This window comes from Niallia sp. XMNu-256 (assembly GCF_036670015.1).
Lineage (GTDB): Bacteria > Bacillota > Bacilli > Bacillales > Cytobacillaceae > Bacillus_BD.
Genome location: NZ_CP137636.1, coordinates 3,621,090 through 3,642,791, shown reverse-complemented (window position 1 = coordinate 3,642,791; position 21,702 = coordinate 3,621,090). Strand labels below are relative to the sequence as shown.

Genomic DNA, 21,702 nt, shown 5'->3' with positions numbered 1-21,702 from the left:
GGCACCTATCCATCGTCTGGAAGGTGCCAGTCGTTTTTATCAATGGTTTATATGAATGTTCTTCGGAATTTTTTCGCCTGTTTTCGAAAAATAAGCCACGTGATTAAACTTAAGACGATTAGTAAACTTTCCAAAGTAAAAATATACCAAGGGTACGGACCGAGCATATCGAGTAAGCTTGGACTATTCGGTTTGTGGCGCAGGAACCAATAATTGCCATCAGCAGTCTTGTTCACAAATAAAATAAGAGGTAAAAGTAGATTAATAAAAATAATCACTTTTAATGATGTCTGAAATGTAGGGTAATATTTTCTTACCCAAGTAAAGTAGAGTGTAACCCAGACAACCATCATATGGGCATAGAAAAAGTGAAAAAATCGAAAGTGTGGAAAATCGTATGTTAGAGCCGGAGTAAAGATCGCCTGAGGTGCACCTAAAATGGCAATAAAGAATAAAAGTTCAAATACTAACTTTTTTCTCGTAAATAGTAAAATAATACTTAATATGAGACCAATATTACATAATTCTAACGGCATGGATCGGCCTAGTTTCCAAATACCATTAGTATACATCCAAAATTGATTCGTGATTTCAAATAAAATTAAAGAAATGGCTATGCCTACTTCCCAGCTTCTCCATTTCACACCACTCCATTTTTTTCGATTTAGGAAAATAACGATTGTGGTCAAAATAAAAATAGCTAATACAGCAAAGTGGCTTAGAGAAAACATATTAAAGTCGAAAGCCCGATTATCCTTGCTAAACCAATCCACGATTACCCACTCCTAGTAAAATGAATTTCTTAAGGGAATTATCAGGCTTTACGGGCAGTAAGACCCCCACCTCAAGATTCTGAGTAAAAAAAGAAGATAGGTGGGGGATCAACTGTCCGTAAAGCTCCGATTGGTTCAACTAACCATCAGTGAGGGATGAAAGAAAACCCCCACTGATGGAAGTTTCACTTTATGGAAAGTATTTTTTCCTATCTTTGGGATATTATCCATGAAGAGGAGGAGTTGGATGACGAAAAAAAGTCCAAAGAATTTTTCCTTGGACTTTTTACTCAGTATAAACTTTACATAAAATACAATCAGTTGTTGGAATGTTTGGGATGAGCTTTCTTGGCCTTTAAAGCCATCCAATAAAATAAACATAAATAAATAATATGTCCGGGAGTATAAAAGGATAAAACCAAACCAGGTAGCAACACGATTAAGCCTACTTTTAGATCACTAACGAAATCTTTTAATCTAGCTTTATAAAAGATCACACCGAAAAGCCCATAAAGAATGGGGAAAATCAGAACAGGGGCAAAGAAATAAGGCTGTTCATTAAAAATCATTTTATACAAATAAGGAAATAATAAATAAGATAAAACAAAAGACAGCATCATACGAATAAGAATTTTACTGCTATAAAAAGATCTTGCCATATGTTTATTCACCTTTTTTAAAGTAATTATGTATCTCGTTTGACTTTGAATTGGAAGGCCTCAATCCCCCCCTATTAATTTTAGTAGACCTCTTTTAATTTGAAATCGACTCCAAAAATCCAAAAGTTATTCCTTTGTTTTTACCCTATTTTAGATTGTTCAAAGCTCCTTTTTCTTAAAATTTATTTTCCTAAAAAAATATATATTCATTTCACATATCTTTTATGAATCGTTTAAAAGTAGATCATTATTTTCTGGAAGGCTTTTAACGGTTACCCCATCTTCTTATCCAAATAGGGCATAAATCCCTTGATAACCAAAAAATAGACCAAAGCCAATTAATGAAAGGCAAGAAGTAATTGAAATAAATTTGAGGCTTGTTACGGTTAAAAATCTCCGCAGGCCGTTCGTTAGCGCGGCTACAAGAATATCCCATAAAGCCAGTCCAAGAAAAATCATTGCACTATAAATGAGTAATTGCTCTGTTCCGTACGTTTGTGCCGTTTTAGCTAAAACAGAACCATAAATTCCGAGCCAGAAAAGAATGGATAAGGGGCTTGAGATCGACATCATAAATCCAATTAGAAAGCAACTTACTAATGAATCCTTCCCTCTGTTATCTGCAAGAGTAATGGAATGGAGTTTGACCAACCCTTCTACACCGGAATAAATCAACACGAATGCACCGAATAACCAAAGGAAAATTTGCACGATGGGAACTTCCAAAAATTGGACCATTCCTAAATAAACGAACAGCATGAAAAATCCATCAGCAATCATCGAGCCGACCCCGACAATCCACGCATGCCAAAACCCGTTTTTAATTCCTTTATCTAACCGGGCCGAATTAACAGGACCGATTGGTGCCGCTAAAGTAAATCCTAATAATATATAACTAAATAAAACGGTCAAACTCAAGTATGATCACTCCCGCCCGAGGCTTATAGAACAACTTGTACATTTTATGTGAAGGATGGAAGAGGTATGTAATGATTTTATTGAAAAAGGTGAATTTCTTTTAGAATCTCATTTTGTTGTTATAATACCTTTATGCATTACGAAAGAAGGAGTTCGTTTAATATGATACAAGCAATCGTCTTATTTTTACTCGCCGGAGTTGCAGAAATCGGCGGCGGCTATTTAATTTGGCAATGGTTAAGGGAAGGAAAGCCGCTTCTTTGGGGGATTTTTGGAGCGGTTACATTGGCCTTATATGGAGTAATCGCTACTTTTCAATCATTTCCGTCGTTCGGCCGAGTATATGCGGCCTATGGAGGAGTATTTGTCATCCTTTCCGTATTATGGGGCTGGGGAATCGATAAAAAAACCCCAGACTTGTACGATTGGGTTGGGGCTGGAATCTGTTTAGTTGGGGTAGGCGTTATATTATTGGGACCGCGTCAATAATGGTGGGAAAAAGCATTGTAATATGATCTCATTGTAAAGGTATATGATAAAATAGTATAAAGGAATTAAGATTGATTCAAAGGAGGTTAGATGATGGCAATTAGCAATAAAGAATTAGTTGAGTTGATCAATCAACTACCACAATCTGCTAAGAAGTCGGCATACGATTATTTAAGATTTTTAACAATAAGTCATACTCGTCCGGACTGGCATGGAATTATTGAATTAGAATCAGATGAAACCCCTTTGAGTAAGGAAGAAGAACGTCAACTTAAGTGCAACTCAGAATTCGTGTCTTGGGAGGAAGCTTTAAATGAGCTTAACTTACCAGCTGACACTAAGTCGTGAATCAATCAAATTTCTAAAAAACAAGAAAAATCAGTTCAACTGAGAATTACTAATGCTCTAAAAGGGTTGACAATTCAACCACCTTTAGGTGATATCAAACCTTTAAAAGGTCAAAAGGGATTGTTAAGGTTAAGGATTGGAACCTTTAGTACGATATTTGAAGTAGATCATAACGAGAAAATAGTTTATATCCTTACGATTGATAATCGTGGGGATGTATATAAATAACTAAATAGATCCTTAACAACTATTTTATTTGGCTGCATTTTTGTGGGGTATATCATGAGGTGTCAGGCACCATTCTTCTATGGGCTACTTGGCACCTTATTTTCTCTTGTAAATTTTACTAATATCCTTTACTATAAGAGATAGTCAATTCAATATATTGATAATCACTCAGTTTAATACAACTACATATAGTGTTTAGCCTTGCGATAAGATGCGAGATTCGCTTAATAGGGAATTCGGTGAAAGACCGAAACTGCCCCCGCAACTGTGAATGCTGACGAAATAAAGAAACCACTGTATAAGAGAGCTTAACTATGTTAGGTGCTTATATGGGAAGGCTTTAGAGTAGAATGAAGCATGAGTCAGGAGACCTGTCTTATTGAGATGAAAAGCAAAGGGTTGGGTGTACGAATATAGACAACCACAACACGCTTTTCTTCAGTTTCAACTTCTTCGGGGATGGAGGAGATGAAATGGTGGCTCAAAAAGGATCTGATTTCGTAACTCTATCGAATCCCCTTTTTGATGTTGTCATTTCTTCTTCCGCTCACATCCCTGAGCGGATTTTTTTATGGAAAAAAACGAAAAGGGGAAATGGTCATGAATGGGATCACACAAACGAAGGAGACTCTTTTATTACAAAATCTAGTAAACACGGCTGAAAAATATGGATTAGATACCGAGGAAATTCAGTCTTTTCAAGGGGAACAAAGAGAGGTAAACGAGCAAGCTCTCTATTATGCCTTAAATAAAATTTCGATGGATCAGCCGAACTGGACGTTTGTTGCGGCACATGCCCATTTAAATGAATTATACGAACTAGCTGCTTCAAATCGACGGTACAATCCTTCTGAAAAGTATGGCGATTTTTATGAGTTATTAAAGCTTTTAACCGATAAAGGAATCTATTCAAACGAACTATTACTCTCTTATTCGAAAAAAGAAATCACAGAGCTAGCCTCCGAAATCGATCCGGAGCGGGATCATCTGTTCAATTACATCGGACTATTTTTACTAGCTGACCGCTATTTGGCGAGAGACCATGATCGCAATCTTTACGAGCTGCCACAGGAACGATTCATGGTGATCAGCATGCATTTAATGAAAGATGAGGAAAAAACCCAACGATTACAATTTGTAAAGGAGGCTTATTGGGCACTAAGCAACTTATATATGACTGTTGCTACACCGACATTGGCCAATGCCGGGAAAAGTTTTGGTCAGCTTTCCTCCTGTTTCATTGATATGGTAGACGATTCACTTGATGGGATTTACTTAAATAACTGGGACACAGCTCGATTAAGTAAAGATGGCGGGGGTGTTGGGATTTATTATGGCAAGGTACGTGCGCTTGGATCGGACATCAAGAAATTTAAAGGAAATTCCTCAGGCGTTGTACCGTGGATCCGACTCATTAATGATACCGCTGTCAGTGTTGATCAATTGGGCCAGCGCCAGGGTGCAATCGCGGTCTATCTCGATATTTTTCATAAAGATATTATGAATGGCTTTCTTGATTTGAAAACAAATAATGGGGATGAGCGCCGTAAAGCCCATGATATTTTTACTGGAGTGTCCATTCCTGATTTATTTATGGAAAAATTACAGGAAAGAGATGAGAACGGAAAAAGCATTGGCAGGTGGCATACGTTTTGTCCGCATGAGGTTAAACAAATCATGGGCTGGAAGGATGAAAACGGAAATCCGCTTGGACTTGAAGATTTTTATGATGAAAAGGACCACAAGTATTTTTCAGAAAAATATCAGGAGGCCGTCAATCATCCTTTACTGCCACGAAAGACGTATCGTGCGATGGATATTATGGCTCGCATCATGATTTCGCAGCTAGAAACAGGAACTCCATATATGTTTTACCGCGATGAAGTCAATCGTCAAAATCCAAACAAACATGTAAACGGGAAAGGGCGCACATCGATTTATTGCAGCAATTTATGTACCGAAATTGCCCAAAACATGTCTGCAACGACGGTTGTGAACGAATATGAAAAGCATGGGAACATCATTATCGTACGAAAGCCAGGCGATTTTGTTGTTTGTAATCTTTCATCTATTAATCTAGCGAGAGCTTTTCCAGATGGGGTACTCGAACGGGTCATCCAGATCCAGGTACGATTGTTAGATAATGTGATTGATATCAACACAATCAAGGTAGGACAAGCGGAGAAAACGAATAAAAAATATCGCGCGATCGGTTTAGGAACATTTGGCTGGCACCATCTTTTAGCTATAAAAGGGATTTACTGGGAGACTGAGGAAGCGGTTCATTTTGCGGACCAATTATATGAAGACATTGCTTATTATACGATTCGAACTTCAAAGGAATTGGCAGCTGAAAAAGGATCGTACAGTCAATTTTCAGGATCTGAGTGGGAAACCGGCCGTTATTTTGATCGAAAGGGCTATGTGTCCGATCGCTGGAACCAGTTAAAACAAGAGGTTGCTGAGAACGGACTTCGTAATGGCTGGTTGATGGCTGTCGCGCCCAATTCTTCAACAGCAAAATTGGGCGGTTCAACTGATGGAATTGACCCGATTTATTCAGTGGAATACGCCGAAGAAAAGAAAAACTTTAAATTCAAAGTAACCGCCCCAGATTTAAACCATATTACGTACGACTATTATCGCCGCGCCAGACATGAGTTGGATCAAGTGTGGAGTATTAAACAAAATGCAGCAAGGCAAAAACATATTGACCAGGCCATCAGCTTTAATTTATACGTTAAGCATGATATTAAAGCGAAGGATTTACTCAACCTTCATCTTGAAGCATGGAAAAGCGGGTTAAAGACGACGTATTATGTCCGCAGTACATCTCAAACGGAAATCGAGGAATGTGAAGCCTGTCATAGTTGATTTTGAAAAGCGGAGGGCTTAACTAAAGAAGGTGTTCGAACCAAGGTATCATTTCGGACACCCGACATCATTTATTAACTTGATTTGTCAGAATCAAGGCATCATACGGACACTCGGCATCAGTTATCCGCTTGAGTAGTCCGAGTTATGGTGTCATACGGATACCTAGCATCGATTATCCGCTTGATTAGTCCGAATCAGGGCAACATACGGACCCTAAGCATGGATTATCGTCTTAACGAGTCCGAATTAAGGTGTCATTCGGACACTTGACATCAGTTATCATCTTGATATGTCCGAAACAGGGCAACATACGGACCCTAAGCATGGATTATCGTCTTAACGAGTCCGAATTAAGGTGTCATTCGGACACTCGACATCAGTTATCTGCTTGATATGTCCGAAACAGGGCAACATACGGACCCTAAGCATGGATTATCGTCTTAACGAGTCCGAATTAAGGTGTCATTCGGACACTCGAGATCTGTTATCTGCTTGATATGTTCGAAACAGGGCAACATACGGACCCCTAGCATCAGTTATCCGCTAGAGTAGTCCGAATTAAGGCGTCATACGGACCCCTAGCATCAGCTATCATCTTGATATGTCCGAAACAGGGCAACATACGGACCCCGAGCATGGATTATCATCTTGAGTAGTCCGAATCGAGGTGTTATTCGGACACAGAGTATCAATTATCTGCTAGAGCAGTCCGAATCCCGGTAACATTCGGACCCCGAGCATCAATTATCATCCTGAGCAGTCCGAACTAGGTCGTCATTCGGACACTAAGCATCAGTTACATGCCTGACCAGTCCGAATCAATGCATCATTCGGACAACATTTTAGCTTAAAGAAGAGGAGGACCTTATTATGAATGAAACCCTGTCAAAAATTAAATTACTAAACCCAGAGCATCCTAATAAATCTACTGGCATTATCAATGGACAATCTTCCGGGATTTTAAACTGGAATGATATTGCCTATCCACAAATGTACGATCTATATCAAACGTTGCTATCCAACTTTTGGAAGGCCCAGGAAATCAATATGCAGGATGATATTAAACAATGGGATTCACTTACCCCCACAGAGCAAGATGTTTTCCTGCGGATTAACACCCAGCTCGCTTCACTTGATAGTTTGCAAACACCGACGATGAGCGGGGTGATGGATTATGTAACGGATTCCAGCTTTAAAGCAATCTTTGCTGTGATTTCGCAGCAGGAGGCCGTTCATAATGAATCATACTCCTATATTTTAAGTTCACTTGTGCCATTACAAGAACAAAACGATCGTTTTAATCAAGCAAAAAACGATCCAATGGTTCAAAGACGAAATGCGCTTATATTAGATGCCTATGACGGATTTCGAGATCAGCCAACACCGGTTAATCTATTTAAACTAGCTGTGAATTCAATCAATCTCGAAGGAATTTATTTTTACGCGGGCTTTGCCTTCTTTTACAATTTAGCACGAAGACAAAAGATGTTAAAAACGAGTACGATGATTAGTTATATTCAGCGCGATGAAATGCAGCATGCCTACTTTATATCGCAATTTATTCGGATCTTGTTGACGGAAAATCCGGAAATAAATACGAAAGAGAATATCGATTATATGTATGAAACCATTGATAAAGCGGTCCAACTGGAAAAAGAATGGTCTCAACTAATACTAAAAGATATCGATGGCATCGATTTGCGAGAATTTGAAAACTATGTGGAATATCTTGCGAACAAAAGATTTCGCCAGCTTGGCTTGAAAAATCTCTATCCCGAGCGAGAGAATCCGATGCCATGGATCCATGTGTTTAGCGACGAAATGATCAATGAAACGAAAACAGACTTTTTTGAGCAAAAATCCCGTACTTATACAAAAGTGACCCAGTCGAATGGATTTGATGAACTTTAATGAAAATCGCGATCGTTTATGCTTCACAAACAGGAAATACAGAGGAACTCGTGCATATTCTGTATAAACTTTTTCGAAAGCATGGTGTTAACGTAGAGGTATATAAGATCAATGAGTTTCCGCTGGATACCTTGCCTGATTATGATGGAATCATTGTGGGTACGTATACATGGGGGGATGGAGAGATTCCAACCGAAATGGCCTCCCTCTATCAAGCGTTTGAAAATCAGGACGTTTCCCATGTAACAACAGGCATAATCGGCACAGGGGATCGCTTTTATGCACACTTCTGCGGGGCAGTCGATCGGTTTCGAGACATGTTATATGTTCACACCCAACTTGCCGTCACGTTAAAAGTGGAGCTCTCCCCGCAAACGAGCGATAACGACAAATGCCATCGATTTGTGGAGTTATTTTTTAAAAGATGTGAATCCTCATTTGGTTCGCTTAATATCGATTCTGCTCTCCTTAATAGAGTAAAGCCTTGTTACAAATAAAACGTAACAGGGCTTTTTACTTGCTCATTAAATGGAACTGGGAAGATCATACTAGAAACTTTTTCGAAAAAGAAGGAATTTATTCCAATACATAGAATTCTTATAGATCTATATTAAAATCAAAATATTAAAATATTTCTGAAATAAACCAAACGGTCATTGTAGATTGATAGAGAACTTGATATAATACAGAAAAAAAATATTATTGTTATTTAACAGAGTGAAACAAATAACGTTAATGTTATATTTTTTTCTATTAAATATTTACAATATTCAAAATCATTAAAAAGGAGGCTAATGATGAGCACAAGTGTTGAACCAATCCAGACGTCAGAAGTTCAAGTAAAAATTGAGGATGTGTACAAGTCCTTTCCAAAAGGGAATCGAGAAAATCTAGTTCTTAGAGACATTAATCTCGAGATTAAAAAGGGAGAGTTTATTTCCTTACTTGGACCAAGTGGCTGCGGCAAATCGACATTATTAAAAATGATTGGTGGTTTGTTGGAAACGACTAGTGGGCAGTTAATGGTTGGAGATGAGGTGATTACTGGGCCGAGGAAAGAAATTGGCTTTATGTTTCAGAAGGCTGTGTTGCTGCCATGGAGAACCGTTGAACAAAATTTACTGCTGCCTGTAGAGGTTGCGGGAGGCAACATCGAAGCCGCAAAAAAGAGAATTGGCGAGCTCCTTGATTTAGTTGGATTGAAAGGGTACGAGAATTATTATACGAAAGAGCTTTCAGGTGGGATGCAGCAGCGGATTTCACTGGCGCGTACATTGATGAATGATCCCGATATTTTATTATTAGACGAGCCATTTGGTGCTTTGGACGAGTTCACTCGCGAAAATTTGAACTTCTCCCTTATGGAGATTGCCGAGAAAAGTGGCAAAACCGTCATTTTGGTTACCCATAATATTAACGAAGCGGTGCTCATGTCAGATCGCGTCATTGTCATGGGGATTAATCCAGGTCATGTTCTTGAGAACTTAACCATTGAAATACCAAAGCCGCGGACCGATCAGGTCATGGCTTTAGCACAGTATTCGGAGTATGTTCTCCACATTCGTAATCTATTGGGGGTGGGAAGATCATGAAAACAACAGTCGGAGATCAAGTAATCATAACGAAAGAGAAAAAAGCATTTAAACCCTTTTTGAAAAAAGAAGGATGGATTTCCCTTGGACTTTTAGTTTTCCTTTTGTCAATTTGGGAGCTTCTTAGTCGAATCGGAGTGTTCCATGAACTCATTCTTCCTGCACCATCACTCGTTGCAGTGGCAACCTGGGAATTGTTAACGTCATCATTTTTCTACTTACATTTTGGTGTCACGATGTATGAAACGATTGCAGGATTTTTAATTGGAGGCTTTTTAGCTATTATTCTAGGGATTGTCGTCTCATCCAACGCCATGCTTTATAAAGTATTAAATCCATTTATCGTTGTTTTCCAAGCGATTCCTAAAATTGCGCTTGCCCCGATTTTTGTTACATGGTTTGGATTTGGACCAACAGCAAAAGTAGTGATGGCCATTGCGATTTGCTTTTTCCCAACCTTTGTTAATACGGTCGTCGGACTGAAATCCGTGGATGAGGAAAGCCGACTATTATTTCAATCGATGGTAGCAAAGAAAAAGGATGTCTTTTTCAAGCTTTCATTGCCAACGGCCTTGCCTAATATTTTTGCCGGTCTTAAATCCTCTTTAACGTTTGCCTTAATTGGAGCGATTGTTGGTGAATTTGTTGGCGCAAATGAAGGAATGGGCTTATTGCTCGACACCTTTAATTTCCAACTGGAAATGGCCAAAGTGTATGCCTTAATTGTCATTTTATCTGTCGTTGGACTATTACTCTATCTCATTATTGAATGGCTTGACCGAAAGCTTATTTTCTGGGGAGATCACGATAAGATTATTTAACTTTAATCTGCAAGCAAATTTGTTTTTAAAAAAAAGTGTCAACCATGAGAATTTTAAATAAAAAGAGGAGGAGTCAATTTGAAAAGGATTGCATCGATTTTGATTTTACTATCATTACTTGTTCTTACAGCCTGTGGAAATTCAGGATCAACGGAGGTAAGTAAGACTTCAGACGGGAAAGAAAAGGTTAAGCTTTTACTAGCAGCCGAAGGAACAGCGATGTATTATGCGTATGTTGCACGGGATAAGGGATTTTTTGAAGAAGAAGGAATTGAAGTAGAACTTCTGCCAGGAAAAGGGGGATCCTATGTCGTTCAGCAAGTTGGAGCGGAAACGATTGACCTCGGCATTATTGCTGTTAATTCCGTATTACCTGCTTGGGATAAAGGAATTGATATTAAAATGGTTTATCAAGTAAATGTAACGAATCTGTTTGATTTTATGGTACCAGAAAATTCAAAGGTAACCGATATTAAGCAGCTAAAAGGCAAAGTCATTGGGGTAACAGATTTAGGTAGTGGTGAAGTTCCAATGGTTCGCTCGATTCTATCGAGTGCGGGCTTAAATCCGGACCAGGATGTAACCATTCGTGCCATTGGTGCAGAGGGAACATCCATTATAACCGCTTTTGAAAAAGGTGAAATTGATGCCTTTAGTGGAGGGGCTCACGATTTGATTTCCCTTTATGGGAGAGGTTTTAAATCGAAATCATTGCTTCCAGAAGAATATTTATCCCTTCCATCAACAGGAATTATTGCGAACGGGAAAATCATGAAGGAAAATCCAGAAGTAGTCGAGAAAGTTTCTCGTGCTGTCGCAAAAGCAACAGACTTTGCGATTAACGATCCAGATGCAGCCTATGCGGTTATGAAAAAAGCGGTTCCTGAACAATACACAGACGAAGAAATTGGACGTTTATTCCTTGATACATTTATTGAATTAACGAAACCAATTGAGCCTGAAAAAGGATATGGCTATATTTATGAAGATGCCTGGGCAAAACTTATCGAACAGTTTAGTGAAGGGGACGAACCAGTCATTAAAAATGAAGTGAATCTAGATGACTATCTAGACTCCAGCTTATTGGAAAAGGTAAACGAGTTTTAAAAAAAGAGGATAAAAACAGAGGTGCCAGGGTCCTTCCATTAGGTATTGAACCCCAAAAGCTAGATTATTTACTCTAACTAGTGGGGGGTGCAGTACCATTAAAGAAGAATTCTGGCACCTATTTTTAGTTTCCTACTTCAACTGCCTCTGGTCGAAAATCAATTTCAAAGCCAAGGTCTTTTAACATTTGATAATCTGATGAATTTTCTTGGCCTTCTGTTGTCAAGTAATCACCGATAAAAATCGAGTTTGCAGGATAAAGGCCTAGTGGCTGTAAACTGCGCAAGTTAACTTCTCTTCCGCCAGAGATACGAATCTCTTTTGTAGGATTGACGAAACGCATAAGAGCGAGTACTTTTAAGCAATAGCGAGGATTCAACTCCTTTGTTCCTTGAAGCGGTGTTCCATCAATCGCATTTAAAAAGTTAACCGGGATTGAATCTGCGTCTAAAGCTCTTAAACTATAGGCCATATCGATCACATCTTGCTTACTTTCCTTCATTCCAACAATTACTCCAGAACAAGGAGAAATTCCTGCATCTTTTGCAATGTTCACCGTATTTACTCGATCTTGATACGTATGGGAGGTAGTGATGGCTTCGTGGTGATTCTCAGAAGTATTGAGGTTATGATTATATCGATCGACTCCAGCTGCTTTTAATCGAGTCGCTTGTTCTGGCTTTAATATCCCTAGGCAAGCACAGACTGTTAGTTGATAGTGTTCCTTTATTTCTTGAACAGCTTCGACCACTTGATCGATTTCCTTGTTACTTGGTCCTCGGCCGCTAGCTACAATGCAATAGGTGCCAACTTTCATTTCATAAGCCTGCTTAGCCCCTTCTAAAATAGAACTTTTATCAAGCATTCGGTACTTTTCAATCGGAGCAGTAGAAATGCTAGATTGCGAACAATACCCACAATTCTCCGGGCAAAGACCTGATTTTGTATTAATAATTTTGTTTAATTTTACCTTATTGCCATAGTAATGATGTCGAATGATGTATGCACCATTCAGTAACTCAAGCAGTTCCTCATCCGGTGTATTTAAAATTTCCATTGCTTCCTCATTTGATAGTTCTTTCCCAGTAAGAACCTCGTTAGCAAGCTGTTTCCAATTTGCCATCTCGATCAAACCTCCCTATTTTTTTAAGCTTCTAATTGTAAATCTCTAAATCTACCTTTGGAGAATACGGTAACTTTTAAGCGGTGGGCAAACATCCCGGCAAAAACGCCTAAAATAAGATCCTTTGGCAGCGGAGCTAACATCCATAACCAAGCCATTCCATATGTAAATCCTTCAGGTGCATCGGCCCAAAACTTGTAGGCGAAATACATCCAATTCGTGCCAACGATATAATTAATCGCCGTCCCCACAAGTGCTGCAATGATATAACTAGAAACGTTACTTTTTCCTTCAACTATTTTGCCGATCACATAGGCTGCTAGAATAAAAGATAAAATGAATCCAAAAGTAGGTTTGATTAAAATACCTGGTCCACCGCCAAACTGGGCAAAAACAGGAACCCCTACAAAACCAATAAATGCATAAGCGCTCGTTGCAATCGTTCCTACCCGACTTCCGAGGATCAATCCTGCCAAAAGAGCAAAAAAGGTTTGTAACGTAATCGGAACACCGCCAACCACCATAAAAGGAATCAGCGTGGTAATATTTGCTCCAATGGCAATCAATACGACAAACATACTAGCTAGAGTTAACTCTAGCGTTCGAATCTTGCTTTTCATCTCTATCCCCCTTGAGAATGTTTTTATTTTTAAGATAATTGAAATGATTAACTATGTCAACTTAAATTTACAGAAGGTTAACATAAACCTTCTATGGAATCTCAAATATAGGTTTATTTCCCCTAGAAAATGGAAATAGGTGCAATTTCAGCCTAATTTGGTGCCATTATTGATTAATCTGGTGCAATTACGCTCCATTCTGGTGCAATTATCACCCGTTTTGGTGCAATTCCTCTAAAACGGAGAGACCTATGCCAGTTAACTCAATTTTTTTCCTCTAAAAGCTAAAATACGACCTATTCCTCCATGTATGTTCAAGAAAAGGTAACATTTATGTGGGATTTTGAAATATTAATAAATCTGTAATCTTATTAAACTGCAAAATATGGTAGAATTTATCTAAATATGGATATTTTGGTAAAAATTTCTATCAGAATAGCAGGAGGACAGAATGAAGAAATTAATTTTGCCAGGTTTATGCTTAGCGGTGTTATCCACCCCGGCTTTTGAAAGAGTAGTACAAGCTGAGGAGAAAGTTTCATCCGTTACAGTTTCAAATATGATTCAATATGTAAATGTAGATTCAGGGCGCTTAAACATGAGAGCAAGTGCTTCGACTAATGCTACTATTCTCGCAAAGCTTACAAATGGAACGGAAGTAAATGTTCAATCGATAAGCAATGGTTGGGCGAAAATTAGGGTAAATGGAAAAACAGGCTATGTCAGCACTTCATATATAACAGAAATAAAACCAAGTCATTCCAGTAAAACCACTGCCCCAGCTCCAAAAAGGGTGGAAGCAACAACCAAATATGTCAACGTTTCTAGAGATACGAATTTAAATTTACGTGCAAGCGCAACTACCTCATCATCGGTTGTAGCCAAACTACCAAGTGGAACACAGGTTACCGTCTACTCTGAACATTACGGATGGTCAAAGGTAGCAGCAAATGGAAAAGAAGGGTATGCTAGCACAAATTATCTGGCAAATACGAAGGTTCAGGGGGCCGAAGAGAAACAAACGGCACAAGCACCAAAATCAAATCCCCCTGTCTCTATAAAATATGTCGATGTCGGTGTTGGTACGAATTTGAACGTGCGGAACAGTCCATCGACTACATCAAAAGTGTTGACGAAGCTTAAGCATGGAACGGAAGTAAAGGTCCTCTCGGATCAACACGGCTGGGCGAAAATTGAAGCAGCTGGAACACAAGGGTATGTGAGTTCCCTCTATCTATCTAGTAATTCCAAGACGACAACCACTAAACAAAGCAAACCGTCAACGCCTGCGCAAACCATCACAACTCAGTATGTAGACGTAAATGAAAACATCCATCTAAATATGCGTTCCGGAGCGTCCACAAGTACATCTGTGGTAGCAAAACTAAAAGCAGGCACCCCAGTAGAAGTTTACTCCGTCTCAAACGGTTGGTCCAAAGTGAAGGCAAGTGGAAAAGAAGGCTATGTAAGTGCGGAATATTTAACAAAAGGTAAAACGGGGACAAGCACACCACCCCCCACAGCACCCAAGCCATCATCGACGACTCAATATGTAGACGTAAATGAAAACATCCATCTAAATATGCGTTCCGGAGCGTCCACAAGTACATCTGTGGTAGCAAAACTGAAAGCAGGCACTGCGGTAGAAGTCTACTCCGTCTCAAACGGTTGGGCCAAAGTGAAGGCAAGTGGAAAAGAAGGCTATGTGAGTGCGGAGTATTTAACAAAAGGTAAAACGGGGACAAGCACACCACCCCCAACAGCACCCAAGCCATCATCGACGACTCAGTATGTAGACGTAAATGAAAACATCCATCTAAATATGCGTTCCGGAGCGTCCACAAATACATCTGTGGTAGCAAAACTGAAAGCAGGCACCGCAGTAGAAGTCTACTCCGTCTCAAACGGTTGGGCCAAAGTGAAAGCAAGTGGAAAAGAAGGCTATGTAAGTGCTGAATATTTAACAAAAGGTAAAACGGGGACAAGCACACCACCCGCAACAGCACCCAAGCCATCATCGACGATTCAATATGTAGACGTAAATGAAAACATCCATCTAAATATGCGTTCCGGAGCGTCCACAAGTACATCTGTGGTAGCAAAACTGAAAGCAGGCACCGCAGTAGAAGTCTACTCCGTTTCAAACGGTTGGGCTAAAGTGAAGGCAAGTGGAAAAGAAGGCTATGTGAGTGCGGAATATTTAACAAAAACCAATCCAAAGCCAGAAGAAGTTCCAAACAAACCTGCACAAGACATAGTTAAATATGTAGATGTCGATCAAGGTGTAAACTTGAATATGCGTAACAGACCAACTACCAATGCTTCCGTGATGGTTAAACTAGCAAGAGGAATCGAAGTGAAGGTTCTTTCTGAAGAAAATGGCTGGACAAAGATAATCGCCTATGGGCAGGAAGGCTATGTTAGCAGTGAATATTTATCAAATGCTAAACCAGGCTCAACTAAAGAAACTGAAGCACCGACTACTAATTCGCCAACTGATCAGAATTCTACCAATCAAGAGGGGTTTGAGGCAGATCCAATCGCTCCGAATCATTCGGAACCAACTTCCGAGCCAGATTTAACGGTTCCGAATGAATCGGAATCAGGTTCTGAAGTGGAAGTAGGAGATGAGACTCAAGAAGAGACGGACACGACATCCATTCAATATGTAGATGTTCCTTCAGGCTGGAATTTGAACTTGCGAGAAGGCCCATCAACAAGCACGAATATTTTAACAAAGCTCGTAGCAGGCACTGCAGTAACGGTTCTTTCAGTGGAAAATGGCTGGGCAAGGGTCACGGCAAATGGAAAAACAGGCTATGTAGGCACCCAATATTTGACAAGCAAACCAGCAAATTTGCCAAGTCAAAACGTGAACAAGGTTTATACAGAATACGACCTGACATTAGAAGAGTCAACGAATATTCAAATGAAAGCTAACCCACAAACTGACCAGAACTATGCCGTTTATATACGTGAAGATGCGCTAAACGTAAATAGTCTAACAAACCCTACGAGTGGAGTCGTTGAGGGTTCCGGTTGGAGAGTTCGAGGCGGAGCAGGAACGGAGTTTTGGATTGTTGGGAAAATAAATAACGGTGAAAAAGTAAACATTAAATCAGTCTCAACGGGAAATGATGGCTATAAGTGGTATGAGATTACCTACAATCGATCATGGGTGAACGCAAGCCCTGAAGATGTCGCCCATTATTTGGATCCAAACAATTTTACGGATAACCCAGTAACCTCTTTCCAATTTCTAAAATTGTCAGAATCCACGAGTCTCGACCAATTCGAGGTAAATGAACGAATTCTCGCTGGCAAAGGCATTCTAGAAGGTCATGCTGCATCCTTTATTGCAGCAAGTGAAAGATATGGGGTCAATGACATGTACTTGATTTCCCATGCTCTCCTTGAAACTGGGAATGGATCATCTCAACTAGCAAACGGTGTCGAGATCAATGGAAAAAAGGTCTATAATATGTTTGGAATCGGAGCCTATGATGGAAGTGCTGTTGAAAGTGGAGCAAAGTTTGCCTATGAACAAGGCTGGTTCTCACCGGTTGAAGCAATTATTGGAGGAGCAAGGTTCATTTCATCAAGCTACATCGGAAAAGGGCAAGATACCATCTACAAAATGAGGTGGAATCCAGAAGCGGCAGCATCAACGGGAGTCGCTACTCACCAGTACGCAACAGACATTCGTTGGGCAACTAAGCAGGTCAAACAAATTCACAATCTTTATAGTTTAATAGATTCCTATAACATTACATTGGAGATCCCACTTTATAAGAGGTTCTAATGTTGTAAAAGAAAAGGGGCAGTCAAGAAAGTCGTATTTCGACTTCTGGACGTCCCTTTTTGTGTTTCAAAAGAATCAACGAACTTTTAATCCACACATACTGTTCTTCATTCTGATAAAACCACCTCATAACCACCAAAACATGAATGTTATGCAAATACTCGAAACTTTCAGTCTTATTTTTAGTATAGTAAGGGGGAAGAGAGGAGGGGGAGCATGAAGGTAAATATTGATCTTAACGAGAAGTACGATGAAACATCTGTGACGATCCATGCAAAGGAATGGACGAAAGAGCTTGAAGAATTGGTTAGGAAATTAGGACAGCAAGCACCGAAACGAATCATCGGAGTGGAGGGGGAAAAGTCCATACTTCTGTCTCCGAATGAAATTGAGTATATATTTGCTTCAAATCGAAAAGTCTATGCCTCAGTTAACAAACGATCCATCGAACTGACGATAAAACTGTATGAAGCGGAGGCGCTTTTAGAAAGCCATGGATTTAGTCGATTATCCAAGTCAGCACTAGGAAACCTCCAAAAAATCACTCATTTTGAGCTGGCTTTTAATGGCAACCTATGCGTGTATTTTCATTCTGGCAGTAAGGAATATGTCACTCGGAAGTATGTTCATGAATTAAAACGAAAATTAATTTTAGGGGTGGATAAGGATGATCATTGAAATGATGAGAAGGAGTTTGCTTGGCCTGGGATTTACCGCCATTTTTACCTTTGTGATCTTAACGGTAATGACGGTTCAGGAAGTTGAAGTATCAGTTTCGATTGTATGGAAAAATATGCTCGGCAGTATGGTAATGGGGATTTATTTTGGCTGCGCCTCTCTCATTTTTGACCATGAAGAATGGAGCCCTTTGAAAAAAACAATGACCCATTTTCTTATCTCAATAATCGTTTGGTTGCCACTTGCAATCTGGTTAGGCTGGTTACCGTTTCAATGGGTTACTATCTTAATAGGCATTGGGATCTTTATCATCATGTATGTTCTATTTTGGTACGGAACCTACCTCTATTTTAAAAAAATCGAAACAGAAATGAATCATTCGGTGAAAAAATAAAGAGTTGCACAAAAAAGGGGAACTAATTTTAATAGTAGGCCTGTAAATCAACCCGGTTGTCAACATCAATATCCTAGCAGCATTGCCTTTTCTATTTCAGATCATGTATCAGCCTCAACTAGACCCCTTTTTATTTTTTTTCCAAATAACAGCGCCATTCAGGTTAAAGGTCAGCTTTGAATCACAGCCTTATTTACCTTGATAATAATTAAGTTGCTATTATATAACACAGTCCCATATGCTATGGTATAAGTAGAAAAAATTTTTAGATGAAATATTCCTATTATGCAGTTTCAAAATTGTACCAGATTCAGCGGGATACAGTTGAATAGACTGATCTCTTTTTCAATCAAACGTTTGTTTAAAAGTTGTTTTCCGTAAATTTAATTAAAGGGGATGCAGAAATGAAAAAGATCATCCTGCTGCTAATAACCGTGAGTTTGCTTGTTCTAGGCTGTGGAAGGGATACGAATCAGGGAAACACGGCTATTTCTGAAGATGTTAAGGATGGACAACAGGATTATGAAAAAATCACCGAAGCAAATAATAAACTTGGTTTTACATGGTTTCCCGAAGCCGGACCGAATCCTGATGGGAACATATTTATATCGCCAACTAGTTTATTTATGGCTTTATCAATGGTTTATAATGGCGCTGATGGAACGACGAAAGACGAAATTGCAAAGGTATTGCAGGTGGAAGAAATGGAGCCGAACGAATTGAACTCTGCCAATGCATCGTTCATGAATTTGTTGCATAACAGGTCAAATCAAATTCAACTCCATGTGGCAAACTCAATTTGGCTAAATGAAAACTATCACTTTCAACCTGAATTTGCCCGGAACAATCAGGATTACTATCATGCTGAAATTGAGGAAATCGATATTTATGACTCCCAATCTCCAAAGATGATCAATGACTGGGTGAAGGATCAGACAAATGGGAAAATCGAGCAATTAGTCGATTCTCCGTTAGATCCTGATTTAGTTACAATCCTGATTAATGCGATTTATTTTAAAGGGGATTGGAAGTATAAGTTTGATGAAAGTCAAACAGAGGACAGGCCTTTTTATTTAGCAGACGGCACAATTAAGAATACACCGCTTATGTCCGTCCATGAAAAATTGGCTTATATGGAAAATGAGGATTTTCAAGCGGTATCCCTTCCATATGGTGAAAATCAGGAAATGAGCATGAAAATCTTTTTGCCAAAAAACGGTCTGGAGCCATTCAATTCCATTCTTACAGACGAAAATTGGCAGGAATGGAATTCACAATTTGAGGTAAAAGAAGGGACCGTCTTGCTTCCTAAATTTCAACTCGAATATGAAGCATCTTTAAAAGAAACGCTGAAAAAGCTCGGCATGACCACAGCCTTTACAAAAGGGGCTAATTTTAGCAAAATGATTCAAGAAGACGATCCATTGTGGATTAGTAAGGTGAAGCAGAAAACCTATATTGACGTAAATGAAAGAGGAACAGAAGCGGCAGCTGCCACGTCCGTCGAAATCGTAACAGAATCATTTCAAATGGATGGACCCTTCTATATGGAAGTCAACCGCCCCTTCTTCTTTGCTATAGCAGAAAATGAATCTGACACCATCTTATTTATGGGATCCATCACAAATCCATGAAAACAAGCGGTTCTCCAGTTAGCAACAGGGTGAACCGCTTTTTCTAATAATGGCTGTACCTGTTATATTTGTCCTTTTGCGTTAGGGTCCTTCAAATTCCCACCATAATCGGCTACATGACTTGCATGCTTTTCGTGGTAAGCAGAGCCTGAAAATTGTTTATTTTTGTTAACTTCCTTATTTTGCTGTTGTTTTTTCAACTTTCACACCTCCTCGTTTACTTTAATAGGATGCTTCAATTTGTTGGATTTATTTTGTTTTTTTAAAAAGGAAAGGAGAGCCTAACGCAAAAAGAGAGAGTTTTCGGCAAACCCTCTCTAAAATTTCTATTGACCGCGATACATATGGATGAGATTTTGATTTTGTCCTCTCGCAAACACGTCAATCCGGTTGCCGCCCCAAGACACAGCTGCTGGAGCGGAGGTAATCGTGCCACCGAGATTTCGCCAATTCGACCAACGAGAACCATTCCATGTGATTTCATACAGATTTTGATTCTGTCCTCTCGCAAATACGTGTAAGCGATTAGCCCGTGTCGATGCAACAGCAGGTTCAGAGGTGATCGTCCCACCGAGGTTTTGCCAATTGGACCAGCGGGAACCATCCCACCATTTATGGATTAACTCTTCATTCCGGCCCCTTGCAAACACATCAATCCGGTTAGGACCCCAAGAGACCGCCGCAGGGCCTGATGTAAGAGTGCCTCCAAGACTTTCCCATTCCGACCATTGTGCACCATTCCAATATTTATGGTAGAGCGCATTATCTGTCCCTCTTACAAACACATCCAACCGATTCGGCTGCCATGACGCGACGGCTGGAGCCGAAGTTAAATCACCGCCAAGGCTCTCCCAATTGCTCCAAGTGTTTCCGTCCCAATATTTATGATAGAGCGCATTGTCTGTTCCCCTCACAAACACATCAATCCGGTTAGGTCCCCAAGAAACGGCTGCAGGCGCTGAAGTTAAGACACCGCCGAGGTTTTGCCAATCACTCCACTGGCGGCCATTCCAATATTTATGATAAAGTGCCTGATCCGTTCCTCTCGCAAATACATCCAGTCGATTGGTCTGCCAAGATGCCACAGCTGGAGCCGAAGTCAGTGTTCCACCAAGGTTCTCCCAGTCACTCCAACCATCGCCAGGCTGCTGATTCCCTTGCCCAATCTGATTCAATGTAAGCTGAATGACCCTAGTAAAAATTCGATTTGCCACATCCTGAGATACATTCATTTGTCTCAACAACAACTGTAACCACGGAACTTGACGCTGAAACCCAGCATATAGTTGAGCAGCAGTTTGATTGTTGTTCGCCTGATTAAGCGTATAACCCACTAAGATTGAAAAAATATAATCCGCAATGGCCCGGTTCAAGCCAGCCTGTTCTAATTCAACATATAAATTATTATGTTGGATTCGAAGAATTCTCATCATTTCCTGAACGGTTATCGTCTGACGCGTATGTTGATAAAAAGGTACTTGTTGTGGCTGATCGTACAAATAATACGGGGGCTGATATGGATCTCTATACATTTTCATACCTCCTTTATCCTACGTAACAGTATATGCAGGAGGCCCGAACTAGGTGCATACCTAGAAAACGTGGGTTGCCAGGAAAATTCAGTTTTTGGGAGTAGGTGCAATGAACGCCCGTTTTGGTGCAAGTACCAACTGTTCTGGTGCAATTAATCTAAATCTGGTGCAAATCCCAGTCATTTTGGTGCAATTA

Annotated in this window: 21 protein-coding genes and 1 riboswitch; of the genes, 14 read left to right on the top strand and 7 right to left on the bottom strand. The window is 39.8% G+C overall.

All coding sequences use genetic code 11. The features are described 5' to 3' along the window. Positions 1-47 precede the first annotated feature (47 nt). The 3 genes from R4Z10_RS18460 to R4Z10_RS18450 form a co-directional block, all read right to left on the bottom strand. Positions 48-773 (bottom strand): TIGR02206 family membrane protein, encoded by a 726-nt coding sequence (locus R4Z10_RS18460; RefSeq protein WP_338470746.1) that lies wholly within the window; start codon positions 771-773, stop codon positions 48-50. Positions 774-1,090: 317 nt separating this feature from the next. Further along, entirely contained in the window at positions 1,091-1,432 is a 342-nt protein-coding gene (locus tag R4Z10_RS18455; RefSeq protein ID WP_338470745.1) for a hypothetical protein, read from the bottom strand. Between the two features lie 285 nt (positions 1,433-1,717). Next, on the bottom strand, positions 1,718-2,350 hold the full coding sequence (locus R4Z10_RS18450; RefSeq protein WP_338470744.1) for a LysE family transporter: 633 nt from the start codon (positions 2,348-2,350) through the stop codon (positions 1,718-1,720). A gap of 162 nt (positions 2,351-2,512) precedes the next feature. Here R4Z10_RS18450 and R4Z10_RS18445 point away from each other — a divergent pair, with 162 nt between their 5' ends. The 10 genes from R4Z10_RS18445 to R4Z10_RS18400 all read left to right on the top strand — a co-directional run bounded on the left by R4Z10_RS18445 (position 2,513) and on the right by R4Z10_RS18400 (position 11,723). Continuing rightward, complete coding sequence (locus R4Z10_RS18445; RefSeq protein ID WP_338470743.1) at positions 2,513-2,839, top strand: YnfA family protein; 327 nt, start codon at positions 2,513-2,515, stop codon at positions 2,837-2,839. Between the two features lie 93 nt (positions 2,840-2,932). Next, positions 2,933-3,187 carry a hypothetical protein gene (locus R4Z10_RS18440; RefSeq protein WP_338470742.1) on the top strand — a complete coding sequence of 85 codons (255 nt, stop codon included), beginning with the start codon at positions 2,933-2,935 and terminating at the stop codon, positions 3,185-3,187. 66 nt (positions 3,188-3,253) lie between these two features. Continuing rightward, entirely contained in the window at positions 3,254-3,415 is a 162-nt protein-coding gene (locus R4Z10_RS18435; RefSeq protein WP_338470741.1) for a hypothetical protein, read from the top strand. 192 nt (positions 3,416-3,607) lie between these two features. Beyond that, a riboswitch (cobalamin riboswitch) is annotated at positions 3,608-3,809 on the top strand. Positions 3,810-3,888: 79 nt separating this feature from the next. Continuing rightward, complete coding sequence (locus tag R4Z10_RS18430) at positions 3,889-4,077, top strand: hypothetical protein (protein ID WP_338470740.1); 189 nt, start codon at positions 3,889-3,891, stop codon at positions 4,075-4,077. Next, complete coding sequence (locus tag R4Z10_RS18425; RefSeq protein ID WP_338470739.1) at positions 4,016-6,289, top strand: ribonucleoside-diphosphate reductase subunit alpha; 2,274 nt, start codon at positions 4,016-4,018, stop codon at positions 6,287-6,289. Before R4Z10_RS18430 ends, R4Z10_RS18425 begins: the two co-directional genes overlap by 62 nt. 873 nt (positions 6,290-7,162) lie before the next feature. Continuing rightward, complete coding sequence (locus tag R4Z10_RS18420; RefSeq protein ID WP_338470738.1) at positions 7,163-8,203, top strand: ribonucleotide-diphosphate reductase subunit beta; 1,041 nt, start codon at positions 7,163-7,165, stop codon at positions 8,201-8,203. Further along, on the top strand, positions 8,203-8,700 hold the full coding sequence (locus tag R4Z10_RS18415) for a flavodoxin domain-containing protein (protein WP_338470737.1): 498 nt from the start codon (positions 8,203-8,205) through the stop codon (positions 8,698-8,700). The genes R4Z10_RS18420 and R4Z10_RS18415 overlap by 1 nt, the downstream gene beginning before the upstream one ends. 300 nt (positions 8,701-9,000) lie before the next feature. Beyond that, the gene (locus R4Z10_RS18410; protein ID WP_338470736.1) at positions 9,001-9,795 is read left to right on the top strand and encodes an ABC transporter ATP-binding protein; all 795 of its coding nucleotides are present in this window, start codon (positions 9,001-9,003) and stop codon (positions 9,793-9,795) included. Further along, positions 9,792-10,616, top strand: a complete 825-nt coding sequence (locus tag R4Z10_RS18405; protein ID WP_338470735.1) for an ABC transporter permease — start codon at positions 9,792-9,794, stop codon at positions 10,614-10,616. The genes R4Z10_RS18410 and R4Z10_RS18405 overlap by 4 nt, the downstream gene beginning before the upstream one ends. Positions 10,617-10,694: 78 nt before the next feature. Then, complete coding sequence (locus R4Z10_RS18400; RefSeq protein WP_338470734.1) at positions 10,695-11,723, top strand: ABC transporter substrate-binding protein; 1,029 nt, start codon at positions 10,695-10,697, stop codon at positions 11,721-11,723. A 124-nt stretch (positions 11,724-11,847) separates the two neighbouring features. On the opposite strand, the gene bioB is transcribed toward R4Z10_RS18400, so the two are convergent. Beyond that, complete coding sequence (gene bioB / locus R4Z10_RS18395) at positions 11,848-12,846, bottom strand: biotin synthase BioB (protein ID WP_338470733.1); 999 nt, start codon at positions 12,844-12,846, stop codon at positions 11,848-11,850. A gap of 23 nt (positions 12,847-12,869) precedes the next feature. Continuing rightward, positions 12,870-13,466: a biotin transporter BioY gene (locus R4Z10_RS18390; RefSeq protein WP_338470732.1), complete on the bottom strand. Its 597-nt coding sequence runs from the start codon at positions 13,464-13,466 to the stop codon at positions 12,870-12,872. Positions 13,467-13,917: 451 nt separating this feature from the next. Here R4Z10_RS18390 and R4Z10_RS18385 point away from each other — a divergent pair, with 451 nt between their 5' ends. The 4 genes from R4Z10_RS18385 to R4Z10_RS18370 all read left to right on the top strand — a co-directional run bounded on the left by R4Z10_RS18385 (position 13,918) and on the right by R4Z10_RS18370 (position 19,974). Beyond that, positions 13,918-17,268 (top strand): SH3 domain-containing protein, encoded by a 3,351-nt coding sequence (locus R4Z10_RS18385; RefSeq protein ID WP_338470731.1) that lies wholly within the window; start codon positions 13,918-13,920, stop codon positions 17,266-17,268. Positions 17,269-17,484: 216 nt separating this feature from the next. Further along, positions 17,485-17,946 carry a LytTR family DNA-binding domain-containing protein gene (locus tag R4Z10_RS18380; protein WP_338470730.1) on the top strand — a complete coding sequence of 154 codons (462 nt, stop codon included), beginning with the start codon at positions 17,485-17,487 and terminating at the stop codon, positions 17,944-17,946. After that, the gene (locus R4Z10_RS18375; RefSeq protein WP_338470729.1) at positions 17,936-18,340 is read left to right on the top strand and encodes a DUF3021 domain-containing protein; all 405 of its coding nucleotides are present in this window, start codon (positions 17,936-17,938) and stop codon (positions 18,338-18,340) included. The genes R4Z10_RS18380 and R4Z10_RS18375 overlap by 11 nt, the downstream gene beginning before the upstream one ends. A gap of 404 nt (positions 18,341-18,744) precedes the next feature. Next, positions 18,745-19,974 (top strand): serpin family protein, encoded by a 1,230-nt coding sequence (locus R4Z10_RS18370; RefSeq protein WP_338470728.1) that lies wholly within the window; start codon positions 18,745-18,747, stop codon positions 19,972-19,974. Positions 19,975-20,036: 62 nt separating this feature from the next. On the opposite strand, the gene R4Z10_RS18365 is transcribed toward R4Z10_RS18370, so the two are convergent. After that, positions 20,037-20,174: a hypothetical protein gene (locus R4Z10_RS18365; RefSeq protein ID WP_338470727.1), complete on the bottom strand. Its 138-nt coding sequence runs from the start codon at positions 20,172-20,174 to the stop codon at positions 20,037-20,039. A gap of 126 nt (positions 20,175-20,300) precedes the next feature. Next, positions 20,301-21,506: a sialidase gene (locus R4Z10_RS18360; protein WP_338470726.1), complete on the bottom strand. Its 1,206-nt coding sequence runs from the start codon at positions 21,504-21,506 to the stop codon at positions 20,301-20,303. Between the last annotated feature and the right edge of the window lie 196 nt (positions 21,507-21,702).

Excerpts from the sequence above, each read along its gene's own strand:
- R4Z10_RS18455 (WP_338470745.1), bottom strand. The coding sequence starts at position 1,432 with ATGGCAAGATCTTTTTATAGCAGTAAAATTCTTATTCGTATGATGCTG.
- R4Z10_RS18445 (WP_338470743.1), top strand. The coding sequence starts at position 2,513 with ATGATACAAGCAATCGTCTTATTTTTACTCGCCGGAGTTGCAGAAATC.
- R4Z10_RS18440 (WP_338470742.1), top strand. The coding sequence starts at position 2,933 with ATGGCAATTAGCAATAAAGAATTAGTTGAGTTGATCAATCAACTACCA.
- R4Z10_RS18430 (WP_338470740.1), top strand. The coding sequence starts at position 3,889 with ATGGTGGCTCAAAAAGGATCTGATTTCGTAACTCTATCGAATCCCCTT.
- R4Z10_RS18425 (WP_338470739.1), top strand. The coding sequence starts at position 4,016 with ATGAATGGGATCACACAAACGAAGGAGACTCTTTTATTACAAAATCTA.
- R4Z10_RS18420 (WP_338470738.1), top strand. The coding sequence starts at position 7,163 with ATGAATGAAACCCTGTCAAAAATTAAATTACTAAACCCAGAGCATCCT.
- R4Z10_RS18415 (WP_338470737.1), top strand. The coding sequence starts at position 8,203 with ATGAAAATCGCGATCGTTTATGCTTCACAAACAGGAAATACAGAGGAA.
- R4Z10_RS18410 (WP_338470736.1), top strand. The coding sequence starts at position 9,001 with ATGAGCACAAGTGTTGAACCAATCCAGACGTCAGAAGTTCAAGTAAAA.
- R4Z10_RS18405 (WP_338470735.1), top strand. The coding sequence starts at position 9,792 with ATGAAAACAACAGTCGGAGATCAAGTAATCATAACGAAAGAGAAAAAA.
- bioB (WP_338470733.1), bottom strand. The coding sequence starts at position 12,846 with ATGGCAAATTGGAAACAGCTTGCTAACGAGGTTCTTACTGGGAAAGAA.
- R4Z10_RS18390 (WP_338470732.1), bottom strand. The coding sequence starts at position 13,466 with ATGAAAAGCAAGATTCGAACGCTAGAGTTAACTCTAGCTAGTATGTTT.
- R4Z10_RS18385 (WP_338470731.1), top strand. The coding sequence starts at position 13,918 with ATGAAGAAATTAATTTTGCCAGGTTTATGCTTAGCGGTGTTATCCACC.
- R4Z10_RS18380 (WP_338470730.1), top strand. The coding sequence starts at position 17,485 with ATGAAGGTAAATATTGATCTTAACGAGAAGTACGATGAAACATCTGTG.
- R4Z10_RS18375 (WP_338470729.1), top strand. The coding sequence starts at position 17,936 with ATGATCATTGAAATGATGAGAAGGAGTTTGCTTGGCCTGGGATTTACC.
- R4Z10_RS18370 (WP_338470728.1), top strand. The coding sequence starts at position 18,745 with ATGAAAAAGATCATCCTGCTGCTAATAACCGTGAGTTTGCTTGTTCTA.
- R4Z10_RS18360 (WP_338470726.1), bottom strand. The coding sequence starts at position 21,506 with ATGTATAGAGATCCATATCAGCCCCCGTATTATTTGTACGATCAGCCA.